The organism is Campylobacter gracilis, assembly GCF_018374135.1.
Lineage (GTDB): Bacteria > Campylobacterota > Campylobacteria > Campylobacterales > Campylobacteraceae > Campylobacter_B > Campylobacter_B gracilis_A.
Map to the genome: position 1 here is coordinate 22,513 of NZ_JAHAFS010000007.1, position 13,876 is coordinate 36,388.

The 13,876-nt window shown below is 47.8% G+C and carries 12 protein-coding genes; 10 read left to right on the top strand and 2 right to left on the bottom strand.

Annotated features, from left to right (window positions below; translation table 11 throughout):
• Positions 1-17: 17 nt before the first annotated feature.
• Genes KH703_RS04480 through KH703_RS04525 form a run of 10 tightly spaced genes read left to right on the top strand, consistent with a single transcriptional unit; the run spans position 18 to position 9,818 of the window.
• A complete protein-coding gene (locus tag KH703_RS04480; RefSeq protein WP_304294512.1) occupies positions 18-725 on the top strand; it encodes a 4Fe-4S dicluster domain-containing protein in 708 nt (235 codons plus the stop codon).
• A gap of 1 nt (position 726) precedes the next feature.
• Positions 727-1,698: an NrfD/PsrC family molybdoenzyme membrane anchor subunit gene (nrfD, locus tag KH703_RS04485; RefSeq protein ID WP_304294514.1), complete on the top strand. Its 972-nt coding sequence runs from the start codon at positions 727-729 to the stop codon at positions 1,696-1,698.
• A gap of 15 nt (positions 1,699-1,713) precedes the next feature.
• A complete protein-coding gene (gene ccsA / locus KH703_RS04490; RefSeq protein ID WP_304294516.1) occupies positions 1,714-4,404 on the top strand; it encodes a cytochrome c biogenesis protein CcsA in 2,691 nt (896 codons plus the stop codon).
• A gap of 10 nt (positions 4,405-4,414) precedes the next feature.
• On the top strand, positions 4,415-5,248 hold the full coding sequence (locus tag KH703_RS04495; protein WP_304294518.1) for a tetratricopeptide repeat protein: 834 nt from the start codon (positions 4,415-4,417) through the stop codon (positions 5,246-5,248).
• 31 nt (positions 5,249-5,279) lie between these two features.
• Positions 5,280-6,404, top strand: a complete 1,125-nt coding sequence (locus KH703_RS04500) for a nitrous oxide reductase accessory protein NosL (RefSeq protein WP_304294520.1) — start codon at positions 5,280-5,282, stop codon at positions 6,402-6,404.
• Positions 6,401-6,589: a hypothetical protein gene (locus KH703_RS04505; RefSeq protein ID WP_299086165.1), complete on the top strand. Its 189-nt coding sequence runs from the start codon at positions 6,401-6,403 to the stop codon at positions 6,587-6,589. The genes KH703_RS04500 and KH703_RS04505 overlap by 4 nt, the downstream gene beginning before the upstream one ends.
• Positions 6,579-7,688 carry an ABC transporter permease gene (locus KH703_RS04510; protein ID WP_005870881.1) on the top strand — a complete coding sequence of 370 codons (1,110 nt, stop codon included), beginning with the start codon at positions 6,579-6,581 and terminating at the stop codon, positions 7,686-7,688. The genes KH703_RS04505 and KH703_RS04510 overlap by 11 nt, the downstream gene beginning before the upstream one ends.
• On the top strand, positions 7,685-8,362 hold the full coding sequence (locus tag KH703_RS04515; protein ID WP_304294525.1) for an ABC transporter ATP-binding protein: 678 nt from the start codon (positions 7,685-7,687) through the stop codon (positions 8,360-8,362). The genes KH703_RS04510 and KH703_RS04515 overlap by 4 nt, the downstream gene beginning before the upstream one ends.
• On the top strand, positions 8,359-9,312 hold the full coding sequence (locus KH703_RS04520) for a hypothetical protein (protein WP_304294527.1): 954 nt from the start codon (positions 8,359-8,361) through the stop codon (positions 9,310-9,312). Before KH703_RS04515 ends, KH703_RS04520 begins: the two co-directional genes overlap by 4 nt.
• On the top strand, positions 9,309-9,818 hold the full coding sequence (locus KH703_RS04525; RefSeq protein WP_005870878.1) for a hypothetical protein: 510 nt from the start codon (positions 9,309-9,311) through the stop codon (positions 9,816-9,818). Before KH703_RS04520 ends, KH703_RS04525 begins: the two co-directional genes overlap by 4 nt.
• Before the next feature lie 164 nt (positions 9,819-9,982).
• On the opposite strand, the gene KH703_RS04530 is transcribed toward KH703_RS04525, so the two are convergent.
• Positions 9,983-10,168, bottom strand: a complete 186-nt coding sequence (locus KH703_RS04530) for a hypothetical protein (RefSeq protein WP_304294529.1) — start codon at positions 10,166-10,168, stop codon at positions 9,983-9,985.
• Between the two features lie 409 nt (positions 10,169-10,577).
• Positions 10,578-13,850: a S8 family serine peptidase gene (locus KH703_RS04535; protein WP_304294531.1), complete on the bottom strand. Its 3,273-nt coding sequence runs from the start codon at positions 13,848-13,850 to the stop codon at positions 10,578-10,580.
• Positions 13,851-13,876 lie beyond the last annotated feature (26 nt).

Genomic DNA, 13,876 nt, shown 5'->3' on the forward strand with positions numbered 1-13,876 from the left:
TTTAGTCGGAGGAGAATATGCAAAAGCAAAGAAGAAATTTTATAAAATCCGCCGCACTCGGCTCTTTGGGGCTTGGCGCAATCGCCTCAAGCTTACTCGCGCAAAATAGCGCGGATAAAAATACGCAAGACGCAAATGCAAGTGCTAAAAAGCAAGAGCCGAAAAAGCCGCACTACGGCATGATCTTCGATCAAAACAAATGTGTGGGCTGCACCGATTGCGAGATAGCCTGTAAAAAGGTAAATTCGGTTCCGAAAGGTCAGATGAGGCTTTTTATCCAGGATAAAACCGATCCGCTAAATTTGAAAGAAAAGCGCTACGTTAGAGTATCTTGCCAGCAGTGCGAGGATGCGCCGTGCGTAAAAGTTTGCCCGACGAAAGCCTGTCACAAAGATGAAAAAACCGGCATCACGACGATGAACACCGACGACTGCATCGCCTGTAAATATTGCATCGTAGCCTGTCCTTACGACGTGCGCTTTATAAATCACGAAACCAAAGCCGCAGAGAGCTGCAACTTCTGCTTGGATACGAATTTAAAGGACGGTCACGAGCCTGCCTGCATCGAGGCATGCAGATACGAAGCGATCGTATTTGGCGATCTAAACGACGAAGGCTCGCACATCAGCAAGCTACTTCGCGTAAAAGACAGCTTGCGAATGCATCCTGAGTGCGGCACGAAGCCGAGCCTGCGCTATATTCCTGCGGTAAAACTAGGGGTGTGATATGAACGGAGCTATAAATTTCACTGCGACCTTCTCGCACGGCGTTGAGTGGGGCTGGCCGATCGCGGTTTATCTTTTGCTAGCGGGTATGAGCGGCGGCGCGTTAGTAGTCGCGATCCTCGTTAAGCTTTATAAAAAGCAGGCCGAAAGCACGCCGCTGTTTAAGGCTGCGTCGCTGCTATCTTTCGTAGCGATCTTACTCGGTATGGTCTGCCTGGTAGCCGACCTTGAGCGACCGCTACTTTTTTGGAAAATTTTGATTAATTATAACTTCACCTCGGTTATGTCCGTGGGCGTGGCGGCGCTTTGCGTCTATATCCCGCTTAGCTTCGTAGCCTGCCTTTATGCATTTGAAGCTGATCTTAGCGGATTTTTATCGCGCAGACTTACTTTTTTAAAAGGGCTTTTCACGCTCGTAATGAAAATTTTAAACGCGCTTCGCCCGCTGCTTCTTGCGCTTACGCTAGTTTTTGCGGTCGCGATCTGCGCCTATACGGGATTTTTGATCTCGGTTTTAGTTAGATTTCCTATCCTTAATACAGCCGTTTTACCTGCGCTTTTCGTGGCGTCGGGCTTATCGGCGGGTATTGCGGGCTCAAGCCTAATAGCCGCGCTTTTCTTTAAAGCAGACCCGCACGGAGGTGATCTTAAAGCTTTACACGCAGTCGAATGGCCGGTTTTAGCGATGGAAATTTTACTAATCGGCATGATTTTCGTCTCGCTAGTAACGGGCAGCGACGTGCAAAAAGCCGCCAGCGTAGCCTTTAGCGAAGGCGTTTACGCTCAGCTGTTTTGGCTAGGCGTCGTAGGCGTAGGCTTTTGCGTGCCGCTCGTTTTAAATTTCGCACTGGGCAAAAAGATCGCTCACACTGCGTTTGCGTTCTATGTTAGTGCGCTTGCCAGCGTGGTCGGAGTATTACTTCTTAGAATGTTTATACTATACGCAGGACAAACTTACGATATAATAATGTAAAACTGCGGAGGGTTAATGAGCGCGCTAAAAATATTAAAATTTTTCATCTCTTACAAGTTCGCGCTCTGCCTCCTTTTTATCCTAGCCGCAGGTGCCGGCGTCGCAACCTTTTTAGAGAGCATTTACGATACGCAAACGGCTAAAATTTTAGTCTATGAGGCGCGCTGGTACGAGTGCGTCATGGGTGCGGCGACGCTGAGCCTGCTCGCTATCATCGTAAAAACTAAAATGTGGCGCCGCTTCGGCTCCTTCGTCCTGCACGCGGCATTTATCGTTATCTTTATCGGCGCGGCGCTGACGCGCTATTTCGGCACCGAGGGCGTGCTGCACGTAAGGGCGGGCGAGAGCGAAAGCGAGATGGTGAGCGTCAAACCATACTTGCAAATCCGCACGCAAGACGCGCTGTTTGAGCACCCGCTAAATCTATCTCAGATCGGCGATAACGATTTTAGCTTCACGCAAAGTATAAATTCTAAAAGCTTCACCGTCAAATTTGGCTCCTACAAACCCGCGCCCAAAGGCGAACAGGGCACTCTTGCGGTAAAGGCGGGCTTTGAGGGCGGAAGCGAGCAAGAAGCGCAGCTGCGCGGCGGCGCGGGCTGGCTCGGGGAACCTAAAATTTTAAACTTTGACGGCGAGGAGATAATGCTAAGCTGGGGCTCGAAACTCATAGAGCTTCCGTTTGCGGTAAAGCTTTTGAAATTTAAGCTCGAGCGCTATCCAGGCTCGCAAAGCCCATCATCTTATGCCAGCGACGTTGAAATTTTAAAAGAGGGCAAGAGCGCAGGGGAACATGAAATTTATATGAACCACCCGCTAAACTTTGACGGCTTTAAGCTCTTTCAGTCCTCCTACGACACGGACGAGCTGGGCACGGTGCTGGAGCTTAATCGCGATCCTGGTAAAATCCCCACTTATTTCGGCTATTTCTTGCTTTGCGTCGGATTTATCGGCAATCTTTTTACCGCGGGCAGCAGGTTTAAAAAGCTAGCTAAATTTATCAAAAATAACGCACCCGCCGCGCTTCTTTTGATCGCGCCGCTTCTTTTAAGCGTGGAGCTTCGTGCCGCGGATGAAAACTATCTAGCAAACCTTAAAGCCAACTCGCGCGTTCACGCAAACGGCGCGTTCGCGGAGCTTTTAGTGCAAGATTACATGGGCAGGATCAAGCCGCTTAGCACCGAAGCAAGCGAGATCGTAAATAAAATTTCAGGTACGGATTCGCTTTACGGCTTAAGCGCCGAGCAGATGATCCTAGGAATGAGCCTAAATCCAGCGTTTTGGCGCGATCAAAAGATCATCAAGATCAAAAACGACGAGATCAAAAAGATGCTGGGTTTAGCGCCACAGGAGCGATATGCGAGCTTTAATTCGGTCTTTGATGAAAACGGCAACTACAAGCTCGCCCACGCCCTGGACGAGGCGAATGAAAAAAGCGCCTCGCGCCGCGCCGCGCTAGATAACGAGCTGATTAAATTCGATGAGCGGCTAAACATCGCGTATCTAACCTTTAGAGGGGTGTTTTTTAAATTTATCCCCGTGCCGAACGACCCGCAAAACGCGTGGCTCTCGCCGAACGACGCCTTTGCGGATTATAGGATCGCGCCGCAGATCAAAGGCGTGTTAAACGACTATTTAAACGGCCTGCAAGATGGAATTTCGGATAACGACTGGGCTAAAGCGGACGCAGCACTTGCAGAGCTGAAAAACTACCAAAGGGCTACCTCGGCGGCTATTCTTCCTAGCGTTAGCCGCGTCAAGGCAGAGGTGTTTTATAACAAAGCTTCGGTTTTCAAAAAGCTAGTTTATTGCTATATGATCCTAGGCGGCGTAGCTTTAATATTGGCGCTTTTGGGCGCGCTTTGCGGCAAGAGCTTCGCGCTCGCGCAAAAAATTTTATTTGCGGTCTTTGCCACAAGCTTTGCGGCGCATACTCTCGCGCTTGCGCTGCGCTGGTACGTCGCGGCTCACGCGCCGTGGAGCGATAGCTATGAGTCGATGATCTACATCGGCTGGTCGGCGGCGCTTGCGGGGATCATATTTTTTAGAAAGTCCCTACTTACGCTAAGCGCGAGCTGCTTACTAGCTAGCATCGTGATGCTAGTAGCGCATATGAGCTTCGTAAATCCGCAGATTACTAACCTCGTGCCGGTGCTAAAGTCCTATTGGCTTAGCATCCACGTATCTGTTATCACGGCTAGCTACGGATTTTTAGGGCTTAGCTGCCTACTTGGGCTTTTGGCTCTTGTTTTGATGGCTCTTAAAAACAGTGCCAATCGCGAGCGGCTCAACGCTCAGATCAGATATATAACGGCTATCAACGAGATCAGCCTCATCGTGGGGCTTTCGATGCTGACGCTTGGAAATTTCTTCGGCGGCGTGTGGGCGAATGAGAGCTGGGGGCGATACTGGGGCTGGGATAGCAAAGAGACCTGGTCGTATGTCTCGATCATCGTCTATGCGATCGTACTGCATCTAAAGCTTATCCCGAAGCTCGGCTCGATCTATGTTTATTGCGTGAGCTCGACGCTCGCGTATAGCTCGATCATAATGACCTATTTCGGCGTAAATTTCTACCTCACCGGCATGCACTCTTATGCCGCGGGAGATGCGCCGCAGATACCCGCGCCGTTTTATTGTATAATAGCGGCGATAATTTTAATAATCGCTCTTGCTTTCAGGGGCAGGGACGTAAAAACGATATAAAGGAGTAAATTTGAAAAAATTTCTAATAGCGCTGGTTTTGGCTGCCGCAGCAAATGCGGGCTTTATCAGCGAGGGCATTCAGGCACAGCAAAGCGGCGATCATAAAAAACTCGCAGAAATTTACGAGCGAGCGTGCGGTTTGGAAAATAAAGCTTCGGGATGCTATAATCTAGCCGTTTTGTATTTTGAGGGCACTGGCAACGTAGAGAAAAATTTCGAAAAAGCGATCAGCCTCTACGAGAAGGCGTGTGGCGCTAAATTTGCGCTTGCGTGCAACAATCTAGGCTATATCTACGAAAGCGGCAACGGCGCGGATCAAAATTTTACCAAAGCCGCGGCTTATTACGAAAAAGCCTGCAAAGATAACGAAGGCTGCACCTCGCTCGGGCTTTTATACGCAAACGGTGCGGGGCTTGCAAAGGACGTCGCCAAGGCGGCGAGCCTTTATGAGAAGGCCTGCACCTACGGCGATATGATGGGCTGCAACAACCTGGGTTATCTGTATCTGAAGGGCGAAGGCGTGCAGCAAAGCTTCGCAAAGGCTAAAATTTTTTACGAAAAGGCTTGCGGCGGCGACATCGGCATCGGCTGCAACAACCTTGGCTATCTATACGCCTTCGGGCAGGGGGTAAGCCAGGATTATAAGCAGGCAAAGCAGCAGTATGAAAAGGCGTGCAACCTCGGTCACTTCGACGGCTGCAATAACCTAGCCATAATGTATGCCGAAGGAAAAGGGGTGAAGTCCGATAACGCCAAAGCAAAAGAGCTTTTCAAAAAAAGCTGCGACGGCGGCATCAAGATGGGATGCGAGAATTTGGAATTTTTAAATTCGATTAGTAAGTAGATTTAAAACATCAAATTTTTAAGGAGACAGTATGATTTTACGTTCGTTTTTGGCTTCGGCTGCGCTCGTCGCGTTCGTTTGCGGTGCCTCGATGGACGGGGCCAATAAACCGGCAAAGCCTATGTTTCAAAGCGTGGATCCTAGCAAAGCTACGCTTGTAGGAAGCGGAGAGGGCAAAGAATACTGCGCCGTTTGCGGAATGAATTTGGTTAAATTTTATAAAACCAACCATGTTGTAAACGGCAAGCAAGTAGCTTCTCTGCACTGCTTGTATGAGATTACGGGCGGTAAAATTCCAAGCGATGCGCAGGTCGTCGATACGAAAAATCTAAATTTGATCGACGTAAATAAGGCCTTTTACGTCGTGGGCAGCAAGGTCAAAGGCACGATGACGCGTAATAGCAAATACGCCTTCTCAACCGAGGCCGACGCGAAGGAATTTCAAGCCGAAAACGGCGGCGAGATAATGAGCTTCGCCAAAGCCTACGAGATTGCGGGGCAGGATTTTGAGGGCGATAATAAGATGATCAAAGCCAAGCGTGAGGGCGGCGTTTACGCGCACGGTAAGGAATTTTACGAAACAAACTGCGCTAAAACCGAAGCGAAAAACTTCAAAGCCATCTCCGAGCTTAAAGCTCATCTCAAAAATGTTTGCGACGCAAAAGGCGCGAGCAAGGAGCCTGAGTACGACAAACACCTGCAAGCCGCGGCGCTGTATCTATGGGATGCGCCGGCAAATTTAGGCAGCAGCGACAAAAACGCAAAAGCGAAAAAGCCTGAAAAGATCGTCGTGCCGGAAGGCGCTAAATGCCCGGTCTGCGGTATGCTGGTAGGTAAAAACCCTAACTGGGCGGCGATGATAGAGGTTCAGGGCGGCGAGAGTCTGTATTTTGACGGCGTGAAAGATCTGATGAAGTACTACTTCCAAAAGGGCAAGAGCTTTGATAAAATTTTCGTAACCGACTACTACAAGCTACATAAGATCGACGCTAAAAGCGCTTTTTACGTGCTCGGCTCCAACGTCCTAGGACCGATGGGCGACGAGCTCATTGCGTTTGATAGTGAGAGCGCGGCTAAGACCTTCGCCAAAGATCACGGAGGCAAGAGCGTACTTAAATTTGACGAAATTCAAGAGAGCGTGATAGAGGGGCTATGAGGCTCATTTGCGCTTTAATTATCTTTTTTGCCGCCCTTTACGCGCTCATTGCGGTACATTACGTAAGCTTTGATCGCGCAAAGAGCGAGCAGTGTCTGCAAAAGCTCGCGCGCGAGATAAGGGACGTGCGGCTCTCAAGCAGCTTTAAGAGCAAGGCCTACGCGGAGTTCGTCTATGATAAGTAAAAGCTTCATCGACTACTCCGTAACTCTGCTACGAAAAGACAGAGCCGATCACTCCTTTAGCTTCGCGATATTTGCCTTTATCGTTTTTATTTTAAGCTCGGTGCTTTTTATCTCGGGCTCCATTCAAAACGATCTCGAAAAAGTCATCAAGCTCAGACCCGACATCGTCGTAGAGGCTCTGCGTGCGGGCAAACGCGATCTGATGCACGACGGCTATATCTACGACGTCTCTAAGATCGCGGGCGTCAGCGAAGTGCAGGGCGCCGTGGACGGGATGTATTACTTCGCTCAAAAGCGCGTTTGGTTTCATATCGTAGGCGACGAAAGCCTGAGCGAAAACGAAATGATCGTAGGCGAGGGAGTAAAAGCGGCGATGGGCGAGTGGTACTACGAGGACGAGTTTCACTTCTTGACCGAACAGCGCCTAATCGCGATTAAGATTAATAAAATTTCGCCGCACGAAAGCAGCATTGTCTCAAACGACGTGATCTATCTAAACCCCGCCACCGCGCGCGAGGTGCTAAGCCTGAAGGAGGGCGAATACACCAAGCTCTACGTAAGCGTGCCCAACCCCAACGAAGTAAGCGAAGTAGCGCTTAAGATCGTAAATTTATACCCCAACACGCAAGCCCTTAGCGCCGAGGATGCGGTAGCCGAAGTGAGGCATCTGTATTATTACAAGGGCGGGATCTTTATGGTGCTTTACGCCGTGGCAATGATCTCGTTTTTTATCTTACTGAAAAATCAAATTTCGCTCGCATACGGCGAGAAGAAAAAGGAGATCGCGATCTTGCGCAGCATCGGCTTTTGTATAAAGGACATCATCGCGATGAAATTTATTCAAAATTTCATCGTCTCGCTAAGCGCTTATCTGCTCGGCGTCGCGGGCGCGTATGCTTATGTTTTTATCCTGGATGCGCCGCTTCTGCGCGATATATTCTTAGGCGGCGAGCTGCGAAATTTCATCACCTTTACGCCCGCGATAAATTTCAATATGCTCTTTTTGATCTTCGTCTTTAGCGTGATCCCGTTTTTAGCCTTCGTCATCATCCCATCCTGGCGCATCGCTATAGGCGATATGAGCGAGGCGGTCAAATGAGCAAGATAGAGATCAAACAGCTTTTTAAAATTTACAACGAGGGCAGGGCGAATGAATTTCGCGCTTTGAAAAATATAAGCTTAAACGTCGAGGAAGGGCAGATCGTAATCTTAAAAGGGGTCAGCGGCAGCGGCAAAAGTACGCTTCTATCCATCATAGGCGCGCTTTCTAAGCCGAGTAGCGGCGAGGTTTTAGTAGACGGCGCAAACGTCTCTAAGCTCGCCGATATCGAAAGCTCCGCGTATCGCCATAAAAAAATCGGTTTTATCTTTCAGTCTTTCAATCTGCTTGAGGCGCTTAGCGTCTATAAAAACGTCCTTGCGCCGCTTAGCCTCGAGCGGCTGAGCAGAGATGAGCTTAGCGCGCGCATAGACGAAGCGATGCAGATTGCTAATATCGAGCATAAAAAAGATCAGATCGTCTCCAGCCTTAGCGGCGGGGAGAAGCAGCGCTGCGCTATCGCAAGGGCGCTAGTGATGAATCCGCAGATCATCTTGGCCGACGAGCCGACGGCAAATTTAGACAAACAAAACTCGCTCGGCTTTATCGAAATGCTTTCAAAGCTCAAAGAGCTTAAAAAGGCCGTTTTGATCGCGACGCACGATATACTCTTCGACGAGCTAAGCTTCGTGGATCGATACGTGTTTTTAAAAGATGGAGAAATTTCTGCATGAGCGTATTTTTATCGGGTAGCGTGATCGCGTTTTTGGCCGTGGAGCTCATCGTAATAGCGCTGATGGCGATCTCGCAGTTTCACATCGTGCGGATCATGCGCTATTGGGACTTTAACGCCACCTCAAATTTACAATACGCCCTGGAGAAAAGAAACTATCTCATCAATACTATTTTGTTCTTCACGATAGCGTGCAAGATCATTTTGTTTATATTTTTCGCGCTCTGCCTAAACGAGCTCTCTTCGGTCGTGCCGGGCGCGATGTGCTCCGCGGGCGTCGTGGGTTCGAACCGCTACGGCAACATCTTGCTGCTTTTAAAAATTTTACTGATCTTCGGCTTTGGGCTCTGGCTTATTTTAAACAGCCTCGATCTTAAAGCGGGCAAATTTCCCTATCTGCGGCGCAAATACCTGATCTTTACCATCCTTTTTATGGGCGTTTTGGCGGAGTTTATTTTAGAAATTCTATTTTTTACCAATATCCCGTTGCGCGTGCCGGTGTTTTGCTGCTCGGTCGTATTTCGCGCGCCGAAGCTCCCGTTCGGCTACACGCAGGCGCTTTTGGCAACCTTTTTCTACGCGATATTAGGCGCCATTTTGATCTTAAATTTCTTAAAGCAGTCGATGGCGAGCTTTGCTCTGAATTTGCTCTTTCTGTTCGTCGCATACTACGCGATCACCTATTTTTTCGGGCTTTACGTTTACGAGCAGCCCAATCACAAATGCCCGTATTGCATGCTTTTGAAGGATTATTACTTCGTCGGCTATGCGATTTGGGGCTCGCTATTTTTGGGTATATTTTTCGGCATCGTGCCATTTTTAACGGAGCTCATCACCAAGCGTGCCTACACCCACCTGCTTAAATACTCCTCGTTCTGGCTCATTCTAAACGCGCTTATCTGCAGCGCCTACGTCGTCAAATACTACTTCGTGCGGGGCGCGCTGCTATGATTAAGAAAATTTTTGCCGCGGTTTTGCTCGCCTGCGTGATGGGGCTGCTCATATCGTCCATGGATATAGCCGAATCCAAAATTTCCGTTCGCCACGGCAACACGGATAAGCAGCCGCTGCAGATTGAATTCGGCAAATATCTATGCCATGAGAGCGGCACGGTGATAAATGATCTGTATAACACCGCTCAGGCCGTTATGCCAAATGGCGATACATATTTTTTCAACGACATCGCAAACGTCTTTATGTGGCTGATGCGGCAAAAAAACAAGGACGAGATCGTGGTGTGGGTTTATTCGCAAGACACCGAGAAATACATCATCGCCAAGGACGCCTGGTACTCGCGCGTCGAGATCACGCCGATGGGATATGGCTTTGGGGCGTATGAGTTTCACAACTACGGCAGGAGCGACTACTACTACGACGAGATCGTGCTGTGTGCCGCTCGCGGCGAGACGTTGCTAAATCCACTCATCAACATCCTACTATCTGAAAATAAAATTTAGCCTCGCGGCGGATCGAAAAATGAAATTTGATCCCGCGATGGATCGGAAATAAAATTTAACCCTACGACGGATATGAAATAAAATTTAGCCGTGCGGCAGTAGAAAATAAAATTTAACTCCGCAGCGGGCGCGACTTGTCGCAGATACGGCCCGCCGTTTGAATTTTATCCGCGTGTGGCTTGAATTTTACCCGCACCCGCACCTTTTATTAAATTTTGCCCGCTCTCGCTACTTTCGTTAAATTTAGCTCGCGTCCGAGTTTGCGTTCGCTCGCAATTATTAAATTTGCTCGTATTTGCCAGAGCTCGCGCCCATTCGTATTCATTGAAATTTAGCCCGCATTCGCTCATCAAGCTAGCCTAAATTCAGCCTTATCGGCTTACTATTGTTAAATTTACCCGTCTATGTCCAAACTCTCACTCGTCCGCTCTTATGGAATTTAGCTCGCATTTGCCTGGGCTCACACCGACTTGCTCTCGTTAAATTTGATCCGTCCGCACCGCCTGTTCGCTACCCCATCAATATCGCTTGCTCGTTTGCCGCTTCGTCCGCGCCGCCGATCAGTTTAAAATTTTAAACCGTACTCACTCGTTAAATTTTATGCGGTTTTCGGCGTGAGGCGCGAAAATTATCGCCTTTAAAATGCGAAATTCACACCCCTACGCCGTCTTGCCATAGAATTAAAAATGTCTAATTAGATCCAAATTAAAACGCTTGGCTCAAAATTCGGTGCCACTGAAATTTATCGTTACCTTTCTACTAAAATTCCAGTCTAAATCTTAGTCCTATGCCGTTAGATTTAACATCGCTTCCATATGCTCCGACGTAGGAGAGCTTAAGCGTAGCACGGCTTGAAAGAGACGCCTCGATTCCTGCTTCGGCAGTCGTTAGGTTTTGCAACTTCTCACCTTTTAGCTGCGTACCACCTAGCCCGTTTACGTATAAATAAGCCTGCGGCTGCTTATCCGAAAAGAAGCGATTATATGCCACGTCTGCACTTGCTCTTAAACCTACTCCGCCGATTCTAAACGGAACGCTAGGTTTTATACCAATGCTTACGGCTTGTAAATTTCGCGTTTTGTTTTCAATGCGAATCAAAGAGTTGCTGACGTTATCTATTTTCGTGCGAGTATGCGAAACACCAGCGTAGGGTTCTACACTAAAGCTGTCCGCGTTGCTAAAACCCATATAAGAGACCTGTGCGAATGCACTTAAACTAGAGGCATTTGAGCCTACATATTCGTAAGCTATAGGCGAAACCGATGAGATTAGCTTTCTATCTCGATCATATCTCGAATATATCGCACCGAAGCTAAATTTAACGGGTTCAAACCCGATGTCGGAATAAATTCCGCTATGAAAATCCTTGCTTTTGACCTCCTTAGTGCCGCTTATCTTGTCGTCCGTACGCCCCGCGCCTACAAATACACCGACGCTTGAACTATCGCCGATTAAAGAGTCAATACCGATTAAATTTACGAACGAATCGGAATGCAATTTACCAATACCGGTATCTTTATCGGATTTAATTCGATTTGTGCCCGAAAATATCCAAAACCTAGTGTCTTTATCAATATTTACGGCATTCGCGCCACCTCTGTTTTTAACGACGCTTGCCATCATTATGGAATTTATCGCGGAATTATTTGCCGCAGCGAATTCAGCATCATTTGCGAACGCGCTATAATACTCTCGCGCTTGAGCATGGTTTGAGCCTAAAATTTGCGTATAAATTCCGCTGCCGCGATTGGCGACGAGTAGATCTGCGAATGCCCTTTGCGAAGAGCTTAGTGCAAAATCTTGCATACTCGTTCCACTTTGGATCGAAAGGCGTAAATTTGAGACACTCGCCTCCTCTTTGCTCGTTTTGAAAAACGCATAGCTATCCTGAGTGCTTGCTAAATTTGCACCGCTAAATGTGCCCGTGGCGGTTAAAATTTTCTTAGAGCCGGGATTGTCGACGAGGTTTTGAAGATCGCTAGTATTAACTTGCCCTGCTCTTAGTAATGAGCCTTGTTTAAAGCTTAAATTTAAATTATTCACGCCGTCATTTACTACGAATGCACCACCGCTATTGATTGTTGCTTTTACCGTGGTTGCATCGCTTGCCTTGCTCACGCTTCGCCAGCCGTTCCTTTCAGGTACCCTATATACTGCAGAGTGCAAAATTTCAAGTTCGCCGCCATTTTGTACATCGATATGTTTGCTTTTACCGATTGATTGATTGAGCGCCGAAATTTTGCCACCATAGATAGTGGTAGTTCCGGTGAAAGTGTTGTCGCCCGTAAGTGTTAAGGTGCCGCTGCCTCTTTTGATGAGCGCACCCTCATAGCCCTGTGCGGCCCGCTCGGCTCTCGCCTTCTCTCTTGCGGTCTCAAAAGTAAGCTCAGCTTTTTCCTCTGGGCTTAAATTTTGTTTTGAAGCAAGGATGGCTTTTCTTGCTGCCCAAACGGCTGCTTCGTTTTGATCCTCGATTTTTCTAAATTTGATAGCTTTATCAGATATATCGTTGCTCCATATATCGTCTTGATCCATAGTAATGTCGAAATTTCCTAAAAATTGTCCAGGACCAAACATTGCTTTGCCAAGGTCTAAGATACCCCAGCCCCAGACTTTGCTAGGTACGCCGAGCCCATCACTGCCCCAGCGCTCTAAGGGTTGTCCTTCGTGACCTGCTCTAAGCGTCGTTTGTCTTGCAGTAGTAAGCATTGTATCGCGGATCTGTGCCGCATTCATATATGGATAGCGCTGGAATATGACACCTAACGCACCGCTTACGTGTGGAGCTGCCATAGAGGTACCACCCCAGCTAGCGTATGAAGCCTTTTTAGTTTTTAGATTGACGGTGGAGGAGTAAATATCTGCAGCGGGTGCAGCGATCGTCCACCATTTGGAATTTCCTGCGAGATTAAATCTCTGTGCATCACTTACTTCGCCGTTTGCGTTACTACCGTTAGGATAACCCCAAGTACCATTTTGTCCCGTGACATTTACCCAGTATTTTTCTGCATCAGGTCTGAAATACGGCAAGGCTGCACGTGTAAAAGATTCTGCCATAAGGCTTCTATTTCCTGCCGTAAAGACTTGAATGACCTGCCTTTTGACCGCTACTTCGTATGCGGCGTCTATGAAGCTTTTCTCGCCTTTAGTAACAAACTGATAGTAAGCTTTTTTAGCTGCGTTTAAGTCTTTTAGATACATATGATCTTTAGCGTTGTTAGTTTCAGTAACACTGATAGTATCTCTGATGTTTGTATTGTATTCGTTTATATGCCTTAAGCCAGAGGATGGTTTATAGCCCGTAGCGCCCGAGTAGGCGGAATTTACCTTTCTATTTGACCCCCAACTATTGTTGATTACCCTGACGCCTGCATCGGCAAGCGCGTTGTAACCTTTTAGAAAAAAATTGTAATCCTGATTCGGTCCGTAAGTCATACCATCGTTGCCGCCTGTATTTGCGGAGTATAAATTCGATTTATACGCTACGCCGTGCATTCCGTTACCGTCCCTGCTTGCAGCCATAGTACCGCTCACATGCGTACCGTGGCTATCATTTACGCCTGCTTGCCACGAGCCATCGATGTCGAATTTTTCGCCCTTTTTAAATTCACCCTTATTGGTCTCGTCGTATTCACTGCTTGAACCTACTTTAAAGGGTGAATTGCCATATTTAGTATCGGGATACCTCATTCCGTCTTTATCGTATATGCCACTGCTTTTTACAATATTTATCCTTCCGCCTCCAAATTCTGGGTGGCTAAGCAGTACGCCCGAGTCCATAACGCCGATTTTTACGCCACTACCGTCAAAGCCTAGCGCATAAGCCGTAGAGGCATTCATTGAGGTTAAACCCCAATCTTTTTTATATTCGTCGCTCTCCCAGCTACTCGTATTACCGAGTATTCCCGTTTCAGTATAGGCGCCTAGACAAGTACCCGATAGCAACAAACATGCAGCTATGGATAGCGTAGGTAGGTTTAAGCGCTTTTTACAGCGCAAATTTATAAATTTCGATGTTAGATCGTAATTCATAGGTATCCTTTCGTAAAAAATTTATT